This is a genomic window from Stenotrophomonas sp. PAMC25021, assembly GCF_004795795.1.
Lineage (GTDB): Bacteria > Pseudomonadota > Gammaproteobacteria > Xanthomonadales > Xanthomonadaceae > Stenotrophomonas > Stenotrophomonas muris.
On the sequence record NZ_CP039255.1, the window covers coordinates 3,877,578 to 3,893,568 of the forward strand.

16 protein-coding genes are annotated in these 15,991 nt (G+C 67.1%); 13 read left to right on the forward strand and 3 right to left on the reverse strand.

What is annotated here, in order from left to right:
* Positions 1 to 27: 27 nt before the first annotated feature.
* On the reverse strand, positions 28 to 795 hold the full coding sequence (locus tag E5790_RS17940) for an NAD(P)H-dependent oxidoreductase (RefSeq protein ID WP_111205482.1): 768 nt from the start codon (positions 793 to 795) through the stop codon (positions 28 to 30).
* A 78-nt stretch (positions 796 to 873) separates the two neighbouring features.
* Between E5790_RS17940 and E5790_RS17945 the strand changes: the two genes are divergently transcribed.
* The 5 genes from E5790_RS17945 (at position 874) to E5790_RS17965 (ending at position 4,840) form a co-directional block, all read left to right on the forward strand.
* Complete coding sequence (locus tag E5790_RS17945) at positions 874 to 1,233, forward strand: helix-turn-helix domain-containing protein (RefSeq protein WP_049441669.1); 360 nt, start codon at positions 874 to 876, stop codon at positions 1,231 to 1,233.
* 75 nt (positions 1,234 to 1,308) lie between these two features.
* Positions 1,309 to 1,833, forward strand: coding sequence for a tRNA adenosine(34) deaminase TadA (tadA, locus tag E5790_RS17950; protein WP_014647558.1), 525 nt, complete (start codon positions 1,309 to 1,311; stop codon positions 1,831 to 1,833).
* Between the two features lie 75 nt (positions 1,834 to 1,908).
* Positions 1,909 to 2,481, forward strand: coding sequence for an oligoribonuclease (orn, locus tag E5790_RS17955; protein WP_111205481.1), 573 nt, complete (start codon positions 1,909 to 1,911; stop codon positions 2,479 to 2,481).
* A 170-nt stretch (positions 2,482 to 2,651) separates the two neighbouring features.
* Positions 2,652 to 3,524 carry an EcsC family protein gene (locus tag E5790_RS17960; RefSeq protein ID WP_046431294.1) on the forward strand — a complete coding sequence of 291 codons (873 nt, stop codon included), beginning with the start codon at positions 2,652 to 2,654 and terminating at the stop codon, positions 3,522 to 3,524.
* Between the two features lie 200 nt (positions 3,525 to 3,724).
* A complete protein-coding gene (locus tag E5790_RS17965) occupies positions 3,725 to 4,840 on the forward strand; it encodes an alkene reductase (RefSeq protein WP_014647555.1) in 1,116 nt (371 codons plus the stop codon).
* 89 nt (positions 4,841 to 4,929) lie between these two features.
* On the opposite strand, the gene E5790_RS17970 is transcribed toward E5790_RS17965, so the two are convergent.
* Positions 4,930 to 5,823: a mechanosensitive ion channel domain-containing protein gene (locus tag E5790_RS17970; protein WP_136191781.1), complete on the reverse strand. Its 894-nt coding sequence runs from the start codon at positions 5,821 to 5,823 to the stop codon at positions 4,930 to 4,932.
* 148 nt (positions 5,824 to 5,971) lie between these two features.
* Entirely contained in the window at positions 5,972 to 8,350 is a 2,379-nt protein-coding gene (gene ppsA / locus E5790_RS17975; RefSeq protein ID WP_014647553.1) for a phosphoenolpyruvate synthase, read from the reverse strand.
* A gap of 144 nt (positions 8,351 to 8,494) precedes the next feature.
* Here ppsA and E5790_RS17980 point away from each other — a divergent pair, with 144 nt between their 5' ends.
* From E5790_RS17980 to phaC, 8 genes are all read left to right on the forward strand, one after another.
* A complete protein-coding gene (locus tag E5790_RS17980; protein ID WP_014647552.1) occupies positions 8,495 to 9,316 on the forward strand; it encodes a pyruvate, water dikinase regulatory protein in 822 nt (273 codons plus the stop codon).
* Between the two features lie 178 nt (positions 9,317 to 9,494).
* Complete coding sequence (locus E5790_RS17985; RefSeq protein ID WP_049444258.1) at positions 9,495 to 10,004, forward strand: DUF1249 domain-containing protein; 510 nt, start codon at positions 9,495 to 9,497, stop codon at positions 10,002 to 10,004.
* A gap of 41 nt (positions 10,005 to 10,045) precedes the next feature.
* Positions 10,046 to 10,534, forward strand: coding sequence for an 8-oxo-dGTP diphosphatase (locus E5790_RS17990; protein WP_014647550.1), 489 nt, complete (start codon positions 10,046 to 10,048; stop codon positions 10,532 to 10,534).
* Between the two features lie 124 nt (positions 10,535 to 10,658).
* Positions 10,659 to 11,276 carry a DUF2239 family protein gene (locus E5790_RS17995; RefSeq protein WP_032956104.1) on the forward strand — a complete coding sequence of 206 codons (618 nt, stop codon included), beginning with the start codon at positions 10,659 to 10,661 and terminating at the stop codon, positions 11,274 to 11,276.
* 118 nt (positions 11,277 to 11,394) lie between these two features.
* Positions 11,395 to 12,756, forward strand: a complete 1,362-nt coding sequence (locus tag E5790_RS18000; protein ID WP_111206948.1) for an MATE family efflux transporter — start codon at positions 11,395 to 11,397, stop codon at positions 12,754 to 12,756.
* Positions 12,757 to 13,210: 454 nt separating this feature from the next.
* Positions 13,211 to 13,825, forward strand: coding sequence for a phosphatidylcholine/phosphatidylserine synthase (locus tag E5790_RS18005; protein ID WP_014647547.1), 615 nt, complete (start codon positions 13,211 to 13,213; stop codon positions 13,823 to 13,825).
* Positions 13,826 to 13,847: 22 nt separating this feature from the next.
* Entirely contained in the window at positions 13,848 to 14,921 is a 1,074-nt protein-coding gene (gene phaE / locus E5790_RS18010) for a class III poly(R)-hydroxyalkanoic acid synthase subunit PhaE (protein WP_111206947.1), read from the forward strand.
* The gene (gene phaC, locus E5790_RS18015; protein ID WP_046431281.1) at positions 14,918 to 15,985 is read left to right on the forward strand and encodes a class III poly(R)-hydroxyalkanoic acid synthase subunit PhaC; all 1,068 of its coding nucleotides are present in this window, start codon (positions 14,918 to 14,920) and stop codon (positions 15,983 to 15,985) included. The genes phaE and phaC overlap by 4 nt, the downstream gene beginning before the upstream one ends.
* Positions 15,986 to 15,991 lie beyond the last annotated feature (6 nt).

Sequence of the window (15,991 nt, forward strand, 5' to 3'; positions counted from 1 at the left end):
GTCCCGACCCAGCGCGCAGGCGTGGATTCATCCGGTGTTGCGATGGCGGATGAAGGGGCTGTAGGCAGTGGCCTCCGCGCGCAGCACCACGCCATCCTCGAAATCGCCGCTGTCGTTGAAGGGCACGGTGGGCCACCGCGGCCATTGCGCCAGGCGTTCGCGGTAGTAGTGGGTGGCTGCAGCCAATGCCTCGTCGTGTGCCTGCACGTGCTCCGCTGCCAGCCCGGAACGCACGCCATGCACCAGATGCGGCTCCAGCACGTCGAAGCCGACGTAGCGCAGGCTGTACATCAAGGGCCACAGCAACAACCGGGTATCTCCCTCGCGGCCGTCGACGGCGCAGGCCCGTGCCGATGAGCCGGTGGTGACGCTCAGCAACGCACGCTTGCCGCGCATCGCGCCGTGCTCGTGGCGCAGGCGGCTGTTGTACATCGGCCCGTAGACCAGCACGCGATCCAGCCAGCCCTTGAGGATTGCCGGCGGCGCGAACCACCACAGCGGGAACTGCAGGATGACCAGATCCGCGGCCTGCAGCAGCTGCAGATGGCGCTGCACATCGGCGGGCAGCCGACCCTGTTCGGCGCCGTGGCGTTGTTCGCGCTGGGCATCGAAACGGCCGGGCTGCAAGCGACTTGAATGATGGCGGGCCGCTTCCAGCGGATCGTAGCCCTCTGCATACAGGTCGACCACGTCCACCTGCAGCGCGTCATGCCGCAGCTGTTCGGCGGCCTGTGCGGCCAGGTGGGCGTTGAACGAGCGGGGTTCGGGATGGGCAAGCAGGATGAGGGCGCGCATGGGGCGAGGTGTTGGTGGAGTGTGCGACCATCCTCGCGATGCCGGAGTGCCCCGGCAATTACGCACCTTGAGGTAACCATGGCCTACCCGGGCGATGTCTATGCCGCCGATTGCTCGGCACGCGATGCGCTGGCGCTGATCTCCGGCAAGTGGGTGATGCTGCTGTTGCCGGCGCTGGCGCAGGGCCCGCAACGCAATGGCGCGCTGCTGAGGAAGATCGAAGGGATCTCGCAGAAGGTGTTGACCCAGACCCTGCGGCAGCTGGAGCGCAACGGCCTGGTCGAGCGGTGTGATCTGGGCAGCAAGCCACTGCATGTGGAATACCGGCTGACCGAGGTCGCACGTGGACTGGTTGACACGCTGTCCGCCCTGGACCGTTGGGCCGAGCACAATTTCCCGGCGCTGGACGCCGCCCGCGAGCGCTTCGACACGCGTTAGCGGCGCCTGCACGGCCGCGGGCGTACAATGCGGCCCCGGCGGCCATCCTGGCCCTGCAGACACGCGAGAACCGCCATGACCGACGCCCTGGGTGTACCGGTGCACGACGCCGATGAACACTGGATGCGCCATGCGCTGGCGCTGGCCGAGCGTGCGCAGCGCGAGTACGACGAGATCCCCGTTGGTGCGGTACTGGTGGGCGCCGATGGCCAGCTGCTGGGCGAGGGCTGGAACCTCAACATCGCTTCGCACGATCCCAGTGCGCATGCTGAGATCGTGGCCATGCGGGCCGGTGGCACGCGGCTGGCCAATCATCGGCTGCTCGGCAGCACCCTGTACGTGACCCTGGAACCGTGCGCGATGTGCGCGATGGCCATCGTTCATGCACGCGTTGCCCGCCTGGTCTACGGCGCCAGCGACCCCAAGACCGGCGCCTGCGGCAGCGTGTTCGACCTGCTGGGCGATGCCCGCCACAACCACCGGGTGGAGATCCACGGTGGGGTGCTGGCCAAGGAGGCCAGCATGCGCCTGACCAACTATTTCCGTGCCAAGCGTGGCAAGCCGCCGCTGCTGCTGGAAGACCATGCCGGTGAGGCCTGAGGGGGCGAACCGGTATGATGGGCGCCTCTTTCCATCACCGGCAGGCCGCGCGCCTGCCCAGCAACGAGGCGACACATGGCGCACAACGGCGCGGCCAACGAGCGACTGATCTGGATCGACCTGGAAATGACCGGGTTGGATACCGACAACGATTCGATCATCGAGATCGCCACCGTGGTCACCGATGCCCAGCTCAACGTGCTGGCCGAAGGGCCGGAATTCGCCATCCACCACCCGCTGGAAACGCTGGAAGCGATGGACGAGTGGAATCGCAACCAGCACCGCCGCTCGGGCCTGTGGCAGCGCGTGGTGGACAGCACCACCACCCTGGGCCAGGCCGAGGCGCAGACGGTGAACTTCCTGGCGCAGTGGATCCCGGCCGGCCTGTCGCCGATGTGCGGCAACTCGATCTGCCAGGATCGCCGCTTCCTGCACCGCCAGATGCCGCGACTGGAGAAGTACTTTCACTACCGCAACCTGGACGTGTCCACGGTGAAGGAACTGGCCAAGCGCTGGGCGCCGAGCGTGGCCGCCGGCGTCGGCAAGAACAGCAACCACACCGCGCTGAGCGACGTGCACGATTCGATCGCTGAGCTGCGCCACTACCGCCAGTTCATGGGCGCGCTGTCGGCGCTGCCGGTTGCCTGAACAACGACGCCGGGCATGGCCCGGCGCTATCGGATGACACGCCAACGGGTAGTGCCGGCCGCTGGCCGGCAAGGCGCCGGGGTCGGATCCCTTTCCTGCGGAAAGGGCTCTGCCCCCTCTGTCGTACCCCGCGACGAACCGTTCAACTTCCTGGCGCTAAGATCGGCGCCATGAACGAGCCGATCCTGCTCCCCCGCGACATCGCCCATGACGCCCGCGACTGGTCCGACCTGCAGCGCGCGGTGGCCCTGCTGGAAGCGCCGACCCTGACCGCGCGCATGGCCAACCTGGTCGGCACGCCGCTGGAGTTCGCGGTGAAGGCGCTGCCCAGCTCGGTCTCCAACCGCATCCACGGCGCTGTGCAGGCGGCGCTGAGCAAATCGGCGCAGGCCGCGCTGTGGAGCATGGACAACAGCCCCGGCAAGGGGGCGTCCACCCGCTGGCACAAACTGGCGGCGGCCACCTCGGGCGCGGTCGGTGGGGCCTTCGGCTTCGCGGCCTTGTTCATCGAGCTGCCGGTGTCGACCACCATCATGATGCGTGCGGTGGCCGACGTGGCCCGCAGCGAGGGCTTCGACCTGTCCGAGTTCAGCACCCGCCAGGCGTGCCTGGAGGTGTTCGCGTTGGGCGGCAACTCGCCGCGCGATGATGCCAGCGAGACCGGCTACTACCTGGCCCGCGGCTTCACCACGGATGTGATGCGCCACCTGTCGGCCGAGCTGGCCGGGCGCGTGGTGACCGGCCGCGACCTGACCCTGGGCGTGGCGCCAAAGGAAGCTGGCAAGCTGCTGGCGAAGATGGTGGAAAAGGTGGCGGCGCGCTTCGGCGTGGTGGTTACCGAGAAATTCGCTGCGCAGGCGGTGCCGATCGTCGGTGCCGCCGCCGGTGCAACACTGAATACCATGTTCACCGACTACTACCAGGACATGGCGCGCGGCCACTTCATCGTGCGTCGGCTGGAGCTGAAGTACGGGGAAGACGTGGTGCGCGCCTGCTATGACCGCGTGGCGCATGGCGGCGTGCTGATCGAGCCCACGCTGTAACCGGCTTCGGGGTCGGAGCCCTTTGCGTTGCAAAGGGATCCGACCCCGGTTGCGCGCGGGGTCGGATCCCGTTCCGCAGGAAGGGGCTCTGCCGGTCATCCTTGCCTTGGGGGAACAATTGTTTTGCCAGTACATGCCTGTTGCCTGGCAGCTGGCATCCCCATCCTTTGCGGCAGTCCCCCCCGCAAGAGATCGCCGCCATGTTGTTCACTCCCCACCGCCTGGGCGCCTTGACCCTGCCCAACCGCATCGTGATGCCGCCGATGACCCGCTCGCGTGCCGCCGACGGCAACGTCGCCACCGCGGACATGGCCGCCTACTACGCCCAACGCGCCAGTGCTGGCCTGATCGTCAGCGAAGGCACCCAGATCAGCCCGCAGGGCCAGGGCTATGCCTGGACCCCGGGCATCCACAGCCCGGAACAGGTGCAGGGCTGGCGCCGGGTGACCGATGCCGTGCATGCCGCTGGCGGCCGCATCTACGCCCAGCTGTGGCATGTGGGCCGGGTCTCGCACGTGGCCCTGCAGCCGGGTGGTGCCGCACCGGTGTCGTCGTCGGCGCTGCTGGCCGAAGGCGTGAAGGTGTTTGTCGACCCTGCAGGCGCTGGCCCGGAAGCGGGCGTGGGCGAGATGATCCAGCACTCGATGCCGCGCGCGCTGCGCGAAGACGAGATTCCGGGCATCGTCGCCGACTATGCACAGGCCACCCGCAATGCACTGGCCGCCGGCTTCGATGGCGTGGAGCTGCACGGGGCCAATGGCTACCTGATCAACCAGTTCATCGACTCGCAGGCCAACCGGCGCACCGACGGCTATGGCGGCGCGTTGCAGAACCGGCTGCGGTTCCTGCGCGAGGTCGTGCAGGCGGTGACGGCCGTAGCCGGTGGTGACCGCGTCGGTGTCCGTCTGGCGCCGCTGACGACGTTGCAGGGCGCGGTGGACGATACGCCACAGGCGACCTATCTGGCCGCGGCGCACCTGCTGGGTGAGCTGGGCGTGGGCTACCTGCACATCGCCGAAGCCGACTGGGACGATGCACCGCTGATGCCGGTGGCGTTCAAGCAGGCGCTGCGCATGGTCTACCCGGGTACGCTGATCTACGCCGGCAAGTACACCGCCGAACGCGCCGAGCAGGCACTGGCTGAAGGCTGGGCTGACCTGATCGGCTTCGGCCGGCCGTTCATCGCCAACCCGGACCTGCCGGAGCGACTGCGTACCGGTGCGGCGCTGAATCCGCCGGATCGTGCGACATTCTTTGGCGGTGGCGCGGCGGGCTTCACCGATTATCCGACGCTGGAAGAGAGCGTCGCGGCCTGATCCTGGACGCTGCCGGCCAGCGGCCGGCATTCCGATGTCGTATCGCCGATGGGTGGGTGCCGACCGTTGGTCGGCACTACCGGCATGGATCAGGGCTTGTCGCGCACCAGCGCGTCAGCCTCTATCACCCCGCCATCCTTTCCATGCAGGTACAGGTGCATGTCCTGCTGCGGATACGGGATGTTGATGCCGGCCTTGTCATAGCCCAGCTTCAGCTGCTCCAGCAGCGTGACCTTGGTACCGAACCAGTCGGCCGACTTCACGTAGCAGCGGATGCCCAGGTTGATGGCGTGCGCGCCCAGCTCATACACCACCACGTCCGGTGCCGGTGTCTGCAGCACGCGTGGGTCGGCCTTCATCAACGCCAGCGCGGTATCGCGCGCCAGCTGGATGTTGTCTTCATAGCCGATGCCGATCACCAGTTCGACGCGGCGGGTCGGTTCGGCGGTGAGGTTGATGATCGGTGCAGCGGTGATCAACGTGTTCGGAATGGTGGTGTGCTGGTTGTCGGCACCGGTGATGACGGTCTGGAAGATGCGCACTTCGCGCACCGTGCCGGTCTGTCCGGCCACGGTGACCACATCGCCCACGCGGAACGGTCGCAGCGTCACCAGCATCACGCCCGAGGCGATGTTGGACAGCGAATCCTTCAATGCCAGGCCGACGGCCAGGCCAGCGGTACCGAGCACGGCCAGCAACGGGGTGATCTGCACGCCCAGCGTGCCGATCGCCAGCACCACCACGATCACAAGCGATGCGGCATACACCACGTTGCGCAGGAAGCTGCCCAGCATCGGGTCCACGCCCATGCGAGCCGTAGCGCGCGGCATCGCGTTGGACAGGCGCCGTGCCACCCACAGGCCCACCAGCAGCACCACGATCGCGGCCAGCAACGGTACGCCGTAGGTTTCCAGCAGGCGCTCCCAGTTGAGCGAGTGGAACCAGGGCGTTGCGGCGGGGGCGGGTCGGGCGGCGGCGATCATGCGGGAGTTCCTTTGCTGCTGAGGGACAGGCGCGAGGTGCGCGTGGCGTGCACGGACGCCAGAAACAGCAAGCCCCGCAGAGGCGGGGCTTGCGTGCGGCAGCAGTATGTGCGGACGTCGATGAAAGCGACGTCAGCCCATTACGGCATCAGCCGTTGGCCTTCAGCTTGGCCAGGCGCAGCCAGGTATCGACCACGGTGTCCGGGTTCAGCGACACCGACTCGATGCCTTCCTGCATCAGCCATTCGGCCAGATCCGGGTGATCGGACGGGCCCTGGCCGCAGATGCCGACGTACTTGCCCTTGGCGCGTGCGGCCTTGATCGCCATCGATAGCAGCTTCTTCACTGCCGGGTTCCGTTCGTCGAACAGGTGCGCGACGATCGACGAGTCGCGGTCCAGGCCCAGGCTGAGCTGGGTCAGGTCGTTGGAGCCGATCGAGAAGCCGTCGAAGATCTCCAGGAACTCATCGGCGAGCAGTGCGTTGGACGGCACTTCGCACATCATGATGATCTTCAGGCCGTTCTCGCCCTGCTTCAGGCCGTTCTGTTCCAGCACCTCGACGACCTTGCGGCCTTCTTCCAGGGTGCGCACGAACGGAATCATGACCCACAGGTTGTCCAGGCCCATTTCGTTGCGCACGCGCAGCACGGCCTTGCACTCCAGCGCAAAGGCGGCCGAGAAGCTCGGGTCGACGTAACGGCTGGCGCCGCGGAAGCCGATCATCGGGTTTTCTTCGTGCGGCTCGTAGTTGCTGCCGCCGATCAGGTTGGCGTACTCGTTGGACTTGAAGTCCGACAGGCGCACGATCACCGGGTTCGGTGCAACCGAGGCGGTGAGCGTAGCGATGCCTTCGGCCAGGCGGTCCACGTAGAAGCTGACAGGATCACCGTAGCCGGCGATCTTCTCGTCGATCTTCTTCTTGGTCGCCGCATCCTGGCGGTCGTATTCCAGCAGCGCGTTCGGGTGGATGCCGATGTGGCTGGCGATGATCATTTCCAGGCGGGCCAGGCCGATGCCGGCGTTCGGCAGCTGGCCGAAGTCGAAGGCACGTTCCGGGTTGGCCACGTTCATCATGATCTTCAGCGGTGCCGGCGGCATGTTGCCCAGATCGGTGGTGGTGCGCTCGAAGCCGAGCTTTCCTTCGTAGATGAAGCCGGTATCGCCTTCAGCGCAGCTGACGGTGACCAGCTGGCCATCTTCGATCACCTTGGTGGCGTTGCCCGAACCGACCACGGCCGGCACGCCCAGCTCGCGCGCGATGATCGCGGCGTGGCAGGTACGGCCGCCACGGTTGGTGACGATGGCCGAAGCGCGCTTCATCACCGGTTCCCAATCGGGATCGGTCATGTCGGCGATCAGTACGTCGCCCGGCTGCACGCGGTTCATGTCGTCCAGCGTCTTCACCACGCGGGCCACGCCCGAGCCGATCTTGGCGCCGACGGCGCGGCCTTCGGCCAGCACGTTGCCGCCCTTCTCGGTCAGCGCGAAGCGCTCGATCTGGGTGGCGTGGCTGCGCGACTTCACCGTTTCCGGGCGCGCCTGCACGATGAACAGCTTGCCGCTGACACCGTCCTTGGCCCACTCGATGTCCATCGGGCGGCCGTAGTGCTTTTCGATGACCAGCGCCTGCTTGGACAGTTCCTGCACGTCCTCGTCGCTGATCGAGAAGGTGTTGCGCAGCTCGGCCGGGGTGTCCTCGATCCTGACGCGCTCACCCGGAACATCGGAATACACCATGCGGATCGCCTTGCTGCCGAGCGAGCGGCGCAGGATCGCCGGCTTGCCGGCCTGCAGGGTGGGCTTGTAGACGTAGTACTCGTCGGGATTGACCGCGCCCTGCACGACCATTTCGCCCAGGCCGAACGAAGAGGTGACGAACACCACGTCGCGGAAGCCGGACTCGGTGTCCAGGGTGAACAGCACGCCGGACGAACCGACGCCCGAACGCACCATCAGCTGCACGCCGGCGGACAGGAACACATCCTCATGCTTGAAGCCGTGGTGCACGCGGTAGGCGATGGCGCGGTCGTTGTACAGCGAGGCGAACACTTCCTTGACCTTGTGCACGACGTCGTCGGCACCGGTGACGTTGAGGAAGGTTTCCTGCTGGCCGGCGAAGGAGGCATCCGGCAGATCCTCGGCGGTGGCCGAGGAACGCACGGCCACGGCCACATCGCCGCCGCCGTTGTCGGCGCTCAGCTTGGCGTAAGCGGTGCGGATGTCCTGGTCCAGCTGCGGCTGCAGCGGCGCATCGATCACCCAGCTGCGGATTTCCTTGCCGGCGGCGGTCAGCGCGTTGACGTCCTCGACGTCCAGCGTGGCCAGCCTGTCGAAGATGCGCTTGGACAGATCGTTGTGCGCAATGAAGTCCTTGAAGGCTTCAGCGGTGGTGGCATAACCGCCCGGCACCGAAACGCCCAGACCGGCCAGGTTGCCGATCATCTCGCCCAGCGACGAATTCTTGCCGCCTACGCGGGCCAGATCGGCCAGACGCAGTTCGTGCAACCACAGGATGTTCTCGTTCAAGCGCGATGCTCCGTTTGGCCATCGCCCGAGGCGGGCTGAGTGGCCGCGTCCGTAGGAAGAAGCCGATATGATGCCGGGCAGAGCACCGTCGGCACAAGCTTGTGCTGGCGGCCTTTTTAAGCTTCGTAGGGGGTAAAAGCGCGCATGTCGACCATCCGTCCGGTGTTCTACGTTTCCGATGGAACCGGTATCACCGCTGAAACCATTGGGCATAGCCTGCTGACCCAGTTCTCCGGGTTCAGCTTCATTACCGACCGCATGTCGTTTGTCGACGACCCCGAAAAAGCGCGTGAAGCCTGTGCCCGGATCCAGGCAGCAGGGGAGCGCTACCAAGTCCGGCCGATCGTGGTGAACTCCTGCGTGGACCAGAGCCTGAGCCTGATCCTGGCCGACAGCGGGGCACTGATGCTGGATGTGTTCGCGCCGTTCATCGAGCCGCTGGAGCGTGAACTGGCCAGCCCGCGCCTGGCCCGGGTCGGCCAGGCCCACGGCATGGTCGATTTCGATACCTACCACCGTCGCATCAACGCGATGAACTTCGCCCTGACGCATGACGACGGCATCGCGGTGAACTACGACGATGCCGACGTGATCCTGGTGGCGGTGTCGCGCGCGGGCAAGACGCCGACCTGCATCTACCTGGCCCTGCATTACGGGGTACGCGCGGCCAACTACCCGCTGACCGACGAAGACCTGGAAAGCGATCGCCTGCCGCCGCGACTGCGCAATTACCGGCGCAAGCTGTTCGGCCTGACCATCGATCCGGACCGGCTGCAGCAGATCCGCCAGGAGCGCCGTCCGAACTCGCGCTACGCCAACCTGGAGACCTGCAAGCGCGAGGTGGCTGCGGCCGAGACCATGTTCCGCATGGAGCGGATCCCGACCCTGAGCACCACGCATACCTCGATCGAGGAGATTTCCAGCAAGGTGCTGGCCACGCTGGGGCTGCAGCGCGAGCTGTATTGATCCGTTCCGGCGCGCTGCACTTCGCCCTGTAGAGCCGAGCCCACGCTCGGCTGGGCCGCCGGGTTCTTCCCGAACAGCAGCCGAGCATGGGCTCGGCTCTACACGGGGATCGTCGCTGACGGGTTGGCTGTGGCTTGAGGCGCCCCCACGTTGAAGCACCAACGTGTAGGATCGACCCATGGCCCAAGCCTCGCCCCGCACCGAACGTATTCCCCGCCTGAGCCGGTTGAGCTGGCTCATGGGCCTGTACGCGGAGAACTACCGCCATCTGGTGCGCCTGTTCGAACCGGCCGGATTGGTGGCGGGCAGCTACATTTCCTCGATCGGCGACGGCCTGGACGTACGCTTGGACGTGATCGAGTGCCACCGCTACACGGTGGAACTGCGCCTGACCTACGACCTGGCCGACCCGGTCACCGGTGAGCCGGATCCCTCGGCGTATGTGCGCCTTTACCGTGACGCACGCCAGGCCGAGACCACCCATTGCTACGTCGGCCGCCGCTGGCAGGACACGATGGGCCTGTACCCGCCGCCGGCCGAGCTGATCAGCCACCGCATGCGGATGAACACCTTCCTCGGCAAGTGGCTGGAATACCTGGCTGAGCGCGGTCACGGCGTGGCCACCCTGCGCCGCGATCCCGATGGCGCAGGCACACTCGCCGAGCGCCGCCTGTCGCTGGTGCGCTGATCGGCCATAATCCACGGCTGACCTGCCGCTGGATGCCGCCCATGCCGTACACCCCGATCGTCGCCACCCTGGGCTACGTGCTGTCGCCTGATCGTCGCCAGGTGCTGATGATCCATCGCAACACCCGTCCGGGTGACCACCACCTGGGCAAGTACAACGGGCTGGGCGGCAAGATCGAAGCGGACGAGGACGTGGCAGCCAGCATGCGTCGCGAGATCGCCGAGGAAGCCGGCATCGACTGCACCGGCATGCGCCTGCGCGGCACCCTCAGCTGGCCGGGCTTCGGCAAGCACGGTGAAGACTGGCTGGGCTTCGTGTTCGTCATCGACACTTTCGAAGGCACCCCGCACGGCGGCAACCACGAGGGCACGCTGGAGTGGGTGGACCTGGACAAGCTGGACACGCTGCCGATGTGGGAGGGCGACCGCAACTTCCTGCCGCTGGTGTTCGACGCCGACCCGCGCCCGTTCCACGGCGTGATGCCGTACAAGGACGGCCGCATGGTCAGTTGGTCCTACAGCCGGCTGTGAGGTGACGAATCGGGTGGGTGCCAACCTTGGTTGGCACGCTCTTCTGGCAAATTAATACCCGGACAATATTGACTCGGTGAAATTACCCGGGCAATATTCACGCATCGCCTCTGATGCCATTGCCATGCCTGTGTCCCGACTTCCTCCCTTCAGCTGTTTCGACGGCCATCGCCTGGTCGCTTCCGGCACGCCGGAAGTGGCAGCGCTGGCGTTGAAACAACTGCGTGCCGACAACGCAGCCGGTCCGCTGCTGGTGTTCGACAACGCCAGCGGGCGAACCCGCGATTTCGACACGCGCGGCAGCGACACAGAGCTGCTGGCACGGGTGACCGAAGCGTTTCCCTCCGCCGTGGAGGCGGATGCCGACGTCACTACCGGAGAGGCGCCCGCAACCCCGCGTGGCCGTGGCCGCCCCAGACTGGGCGTGGTCGCCCGCGAAGTGACGCTGCTGCCGCGGCATTGGGCGTGGTTGGCCGAACAGCCGGGTGGGGCTTCGGTGGTGCTGCGCAGGCTGGTGGAAGCGGCCAGCCGTGCCGGTGCCGACGAGGATCGGCAGCGCCGCCACAGCGAGCGTACCTATCACTTCCTGCAGGCCATCGCCGGTGACCTGCCGGGCTTCGAGGAGGCCATTCGGGTGCTGTTCGCGCATGACCGCGCGGGCCTGGAAGCAGCGCTGCATTCCTGGCCCAGGGATGTGCGCGACCACGCCCTGCGCCTGGCGTTCGAAGACGCTGACGGCTGAGCCATCGCGCCGTTGCTGAGCGACGGCGTCATCTGATCGCGGGCCGCGGCCCGCTTCCCCTGTGCTTGCTTTGCTGGCGGAAACGCCGGGCAGGGCGGCGCCTTGCCCAGAGAATCCCATGAGCCCCCCTGTACATCCGACACCTCCGGCAGCACCCCCGCTGTGGCGCACCTACCTGACGCTGCTGCTGCCGATGCTGCTGACCAATGCGTTGCAGCTGGCCGCAGGCACGCTGGACAACATCTATCTCGGCCACCTGCTTGGCACACAGGCGGTGGCTGCGGCCGCGGCGTTCTTCCCGGTCTTTTTCCTGCTGCTGGCCCTGGTGATGGGCCTGGCCACGGGCGCGATGGTGCTGATCGGCCAGGCCTGGGGCGCGGGCCGCCCGCAACAGGCGCGCGCGGTGGCCGGCAGCGCGGTGGCGCTGATCCTGCTGTTGTCGGTGCTGGTGATGGCCCTGGGCGGCGGTTTCGCGCCACAGCTGCTGGCGGCACTGGGCACGCCGGCAGCGATCCTCGGCGAGTCCATCGTGTACGCGCGCGTGCTGTTGCTGGCGGCTCCGGTGTTCTTCCTGCTGTGGCTGGCCACTGCCGTGAGCCGCGCAGTGGGCGATGCAAAGACGCCGCTGCAGGCGCTGCTGCTGGCCACGGTGGTCGGCCTGCTGTGCACGCCGCTGCTGATCCTGGGCTGGACCGGCCTGCCGCGGCTGGGGTCGGCCAGTGCGGCTGTATCGGCGGCGTTTGCCTCATTGTTGGCCCTGGGCTGGTTGCTGTGGCGCTGGCATCGGGTAGGACATCCCCTGGCGCCACGGCGCGAGCAGTTGCGTGCCATCCGTTTCGATGGCGCGCTCATCCGCGCGATGCTGCGCATCGGCGTACCGTCTTCGCTGCAGATGCTCAGCCTGGCCATTGCCGAGATCGTATTGCTGGGCTGGATCAACCGCTACGGCTACACGGCCACGGCGGCCTACGGTGCGGTCAACCAGTTGATGAGCTGGGTGCAGCTGCCGGCCATGTCACTGGGCATTACCGCCACCATCCTTGCGGCGCATGCGATGGGCGCGGGGCGTACGGCACGGCTGCCCGGCATCGCCCGCACCGGCGTGCTGCTTGGACTGGCGATGCTGAGTGCAGTGGTGCTGCTGGTGATGGCGCTTGCGCCCTGGCTGACCGGCCTGATCCTGGTGGCTGCCGAAGCGCATGAACTGGCCACGCTGCAGTTGCGCACGGTGGCATGGGGCGTGCTGGCGATGGGCGGCAGCACCGTGCTGGTAGGGGTGATGCGCGGCAGTGGCACGGTATGGCGGCCAGCGCTGCTGGGCATGGTGGCGGTATTGCTGCTGGAGCTGCCGCTGGCGATGTGGATGCAGGCGCAGCACGGGCTGGCCGGCGTGTGGTGGGCGTGGCCGCTGGGGTTGCTGGCGATGCTGGTGATGCAGGTGTTCTGTTTCGAGCGCTGGCGGCGGGTGCAGGCTGGGTAGTGCCGGCCGCTGGCCGGCAACGCGGAACGGTCGGGGCAGCCGGCCAGCGGCCGGCTCTACCACTTCAGGGCCGCTGCGCCAGCGGCAGGTGGAAGCATCCGGCATCATCGCCGCCCGTCACCAGGAATCGGACGCGGCGGCGGCGGGCCCGCCGGTGACCATAGCGCCGACTCTGCGGCTTGGGAAGTAGGGAAACCCCGCGGACGAGTGATGAGGAAATGTCCACCGTCGCAGTCGGTGAGATCTGGTTGTCCACAGGGGGTGTGGATTACGCGTGGGCAACTTTGTGGATAAGCCCCGACAGGCGCCACCCCCCTAGGCTGTCAAGATGGGTGGCGAAAAATTCACCGCCGGTGACGGCGGGTGAGGGGGCGGTGAAGGATCGGCTGAGCCAGCGCTGTCGCCAGCGGCGGCGCTCGCGGTAACCTGTGGGCCTTGATGCTCCGTGAGACCCATGAAACGTCACTTCTCGATGCTGCGCGAATTCCAGCTGGCCGACTGGTTCACCCTGGCCAATGCTTTCTGCGGCACCGGTGCGGTCTTTGCCGCGATGCGCTTCCTGCAGGACGGCGAGCGCGGCTATCTGCTGTTCGGCATGGCGCTGATCCCGCTGGCCTTCATCTTCGACGCCCTCGACGGGCGCATCGCGCGCTGGCGCAAGTCCAGCTCCACCCTGGGCCGCGAGCTGGACTCGCTGTCCGACGTGATCTCCTTCGGCGTGGCGCCGGCGGCGCTGGCCTATGCCTGCGGCATGCAGGGCGGATGGGACTGGCTGGTGCTGAGCTACTTCGTCTGCTGCGGCGTCAGCCGCCTGGCACGCTACAACGTCACTGCCGAGGCGCTCGCCGGCGACGAGGGCAAGGTCACGTATTTCGAGGGCACCCCGATCCCGACCAGCCTGGTGCTGGTGATCGTACTGGCGATTGCCGCCGGCACCGATGCCATCGGCCAGAACATCTGGTTCGGCCAGTGGCAGATCGGCCCGTGGCAGCTGCACCCGATGGTGCTGTTGTTCGCCCTGTCCGGGTCGCTGATGATCAGCAAGACCCTGCGTATTCCCAAGCCATGAGCCAGCCCTGCGGAGGCCTGCGATGACCAGCTCGGCCCACGACACCGGCAGCAGCGATTTCGAAACCCTGGCCCGGCAGTATTTCGGCGCCTGGGGCGATGCCCTGCGCCATGCGAGCACGCCCGGCGCACCCGCCGGTGACGATCCCGGCAGTTGGCAGCGGTTGTTCGACTGGTGGGGCCAGCTGTTGCCCGAGCAGGCGCAGGGCGCGCCGGAAGATGCCGTGCGCCGGTTCCGCGAACAGGCGGGCAGCTGGTACGGCACCATGCAGGAGGTCGCCGCACGGTTTGCGGGCCGCGACGCCAGCAGTGCCGATGTGGCCCAGGCCTGGCGCGAGGCGGTGCAGGGGCAGGGCGACGGCATGCTCCAGTGGATGCTGCAGGGCGCCCGTGGCAGCACGCACGCCGGCGCCGCGATACCCGAATTCGCCGCCTGGCTGCAGCAGTTCCAGCTGCAGGCGGGCCCGTGGCTGCAGAGCCCGGCATTCGGCCCCGGCCGCGAGCACCAGGCGCGCTGGCAGGCCCTGCTGCGTGCGCAGGAGGAATACCAGCAGCATTCGCGCGCCTATGTCGATCAGATCAAGCAGGCACTGGACGAAGCCTTTGCGCTGTTCGAGCAGCGCCTGGCCGAGCACGAACAGCCCGGCAGCCAGCTGACCAGCGCCCGCGCGATGTTCGACCTGTGGATCGAAGTTGCCGAGGAGGCCTACGCCAAGGTCGCCATGTCCGAACCGTTCCAGCAGGTGTACGCCTCGCTGGGCAACGCGCAGATGCGCCTGCGCGCCGGCCTGCAGCGGGAGGTGGAACAGATGAGTGAACGGATCGGCCTGCCGACCCGGAGCGAGATGGATGCCGCACACCGCCGCATCGCCGAGCTGGAGCGCAGCCTGCGCCGCCTGCAGGCGCAGGTGGCTGTGCTGGCTGGAACCGCTGAGGTCGATCCGGTGGCGCAGCCGGCGCCGGCGAAGGTGAAGCCAACTGCGCGCAAGGCCGCGAAGAAGGCCGCGCCGGCAAAGAAGGCGCCTGCGAAGAGGACATCTGCAAAGAAGACATCTGCGAAGAAGGCCGCACCTCGCGCTGGGGCGCGTGACCGATGAAGGGACCATTGGGCTTCAACGCCGATGACCTGATGCAGGAGAGCCTGGCCATGCAGCGCAAGCTGATGGAAGGGCTGAAGCTGCTGCCGCAGGTGGAAGACGTGGACTATGGCGTGACCGCGCGCGAGGAAGTCTGGCGCGACGGCAAGGTGGTGCTGTATCGCTTCGTCGGTGAGCAGGCGCCGACCCGGCGCACGCCGCTGCTGATCGTCTACGCGCTGGTCAACCGGCCGTACATGGTCGACCTGCAGGCCGACCGTTCGCTGGTGCAGAAGCTGCTGGCGCTGGGCCAGGACGTGTACGTGCTGGACTGGGGCTACCCGGACCGGTCCGAACGCTTCCAGACCCTGGAGGACTACCTGCTGCGCTACATCGACGGAGCGGTCGATGCGCTGCGCGTGCGCAGTGGTGGCCCGGTCGACCTGCTCGGCATCTGCCAAGGCGGCGTGTTCGCACTCTGCTACGCAGCGTTGCGCCAACAGAAGCTGGGCAAGCTGATCACCATGGTCACCCCGGTCGATTTCCAGACCGCCGACAACATGCTCTCGCACTGGGCGCGGCAGGTGGACGTGGACCTGCTGGTCGATACGCTGGGCAACATCCCGGCCGACCTGATGAACGCCAGCTACCTGATGCTCAAGCCGTTCCGCCTGAACGTGCAGAAGTACGTCGGCCTGCTCGACATCCTCGATGACAAGGCGGCGCTGGAGGACTTCCTGCGCATGGAGAAGTGGATCTTCGATTCGCCGGACCTGGCGGGCGAGGCGTTCCGCGATTTCATCAAGCAGTTCTACCAGGCCAATGGCCTGATGAAGGGCACGGTAAGGATCGGCGAGGAAGCAGTGGACCTGTCGCAGGTGACGCTGCCGGTGCTGAACATCTACGCCGAGCAGGATCATCTGGTGCCGCCGGACGCCTCGCGCGCGATGCGCGGGCGCCTGGGCACGGACGACTACACCGAGTCCAGCTTCCGCGGTGGCCATATCGGCATCTACGTGTCCGGGCGCGCGCAGCGCGAAGTGCCGGCCACGATCGATGGTTGGCTGAAGGCGCGCGACCTGTAGAGTCGA

What these genes read in the sequence shown, in the direction of transcription:
- E5790_RS17945 (WP_049441669.1), top strand. Translation starts at nt 874, where the DNA reads ATGGCCTACCCGGGCGATGTCTATGCCGCCGATTGCTCGGCACGCGAT.
- phaC (WP_046431281.1), top strand. Translation starts at nt 14,918, where the DNA reads ATGAAGGGACCATTGGGCTTCAACGCCGATGACCTGATGCAGGAGAGC.
- tadA (WP_014647558.1), top strand. Translation starts at nt 1,309, where the DNA reads ATGACCGACGCCCTGGGTGTACCGGTGCACGACGCCGATGAACACTGG.
- E5790_RS17985 (WP_049444258.1), top strand. Translation starts at nt 9,495, where the DNA reads ATGGCCCAAGCCTCGCCCCGCACCGAACGTATTCCCCGCCTGAGCCGG.
- E5790_RS17970 (WP_136191781.1), bottom strand. Translation starts at nt 5,823, where the DNA reads ATGATCGCCGCCGCCCGACCCGCCCCCGCCGCAACGCCCTGGTTCCAC.
- E5790_RS17960 (WP_046431294.1), top strand. Translation starts at nt 2,652, where the DNA reads ATGAACGAGCCGATCCTGCTCCCCCGCGACATCGCCCATGACGCCCGC.
- E5790_RS17995 (WP_032956104.1), top strand. Translation starts at nt 10,659, where the DNA reads ATGCCTGTGTCCCGACTTCCTCCCTTCAGCTGTTTCGACGGCCATCGC.
- E5790_RS17990 (WP_014647550.1), top strand. Translation starts at nt 10,046, where the DNA reads ATGCCGTACACCCCGATCGTCGCCACCCTGGGCTACGTGCTGTCGCCT.
- E5790_RS17940 (WP_111205482.1), bottom strand. Translation starts at nt 795, where the DNA reads ATGCGCGCCCTCATCCTGCTTGCCCATCCCGAACCCCGCTCGTTCAAC.
- E5790_RS18000 (WP_111206948.1), top strand. Translation starts at nt 11,395, where the DNA reads ATGAGCCCCCCTGTACATCCGACACCTCCGGCAGCACCCCCGCTGTGG.
- phaE (WP_111206947.1), top strand. Translation starts at nt 13,848, where the DNA reads ATGACCAGCTCGGCCCACGACACCGGCAGCAGCGATTTCGAAACCCTG.
- E5790_RS17980 (WP_014647552.1), top strand. Translation starts at nt 8,495, where the DNA reads ATGTCGACCATCCGTCCGGTGTTCTACGTTTCCGATGGAACCGGTATC.
- E5790_RS18005 (WP_014647547.1), top strand. Translation starts at nt 13,211, where the DNA reads ATGAAACGTCACTTCTCGATGCTGCGCGAATTCCAGCTGGCCGACTGG.
- orn (WP_111205481.1), top strand. Translation starts at nt 1,909, where the DNA reads ATGGCGCACAACGGCGCGGCCAACGAGCGACTGATCTGGATCGACCTG.
- E5790_RS17965 (WP_014647555.1), top strand. Translation starts at nt 3,725, where the DNA reads ATGTTGTTCACTCCCCACCGCCTGGGCGCCTTGACCCTGCCCAACCGC.